The following is a 401-nucleotide window of genomic DNA, read 5'->3' on the forward strand; positions in this document are numbered from 1 at the left end:
GAACAGCAGCTCCACGGAGCAAATCTTGCAGCGCCCTTCCTGTTCGGAAATCATCTGCTCCATTTGCTCAATGGTTATACCGTACTTCCGCTTGAGTTCACGGCTCTTATGCTGCCGCCGCTCGCGGGTATCAGGCCCACGCAGCGGCTTGCCTTCGGCGGCACGGCGCTTACGATACTCTCGCATGTAAGCAGCACGCGCCTCCTTATCAGGCAGCATAAATAGCCCCGGCGAACTCGGCACGGTTGGAGGTAGCGGCGAACGCCAGCCACGCATCCACGAACCAGTGCTTCGACACGTCGTCGAAGAACACCTTGGTTTGCAGGTCGATGGTCGAACCGGCCAGAACAGCGCGGGCCGAGAACGCAACATCTACCAGCTTGGTGTAGTCGCCGTTGTAG

General features: G+C 59.1%; 2 protein-coding genes. Both read right to left on the bottom strand.

Annotation, left to right across the window (positions count from 1 at the left end):
- Positions 1-219, bottom strand: a 219-nt coding sequence (locus NFJ07_RS25740) for a hypothetical protein (protein ID WP_269998943.1), incomplete at its 3' end; no start/stop codon positions are given.
- On the bottom strand, positions 209-401 hold a 193-nt coding region (locus NFJ07_RS25745; protein WP_269998944.1), incomplete at its 5' end, for a hypothetical protein. The genes NFJ07_RS25740 and NFJ07_RS25745, both read right to left, overlap by 11 nt.

The sequence above is a fragment of the Arthrobacter sp. B2a2-09 genome, assembly GCF_027587375.1.
GTDB lineage: Bacteria > Actinomycetota > Actinomycetes > Actinomycetales > Micrococcaceae > Arthrobacter.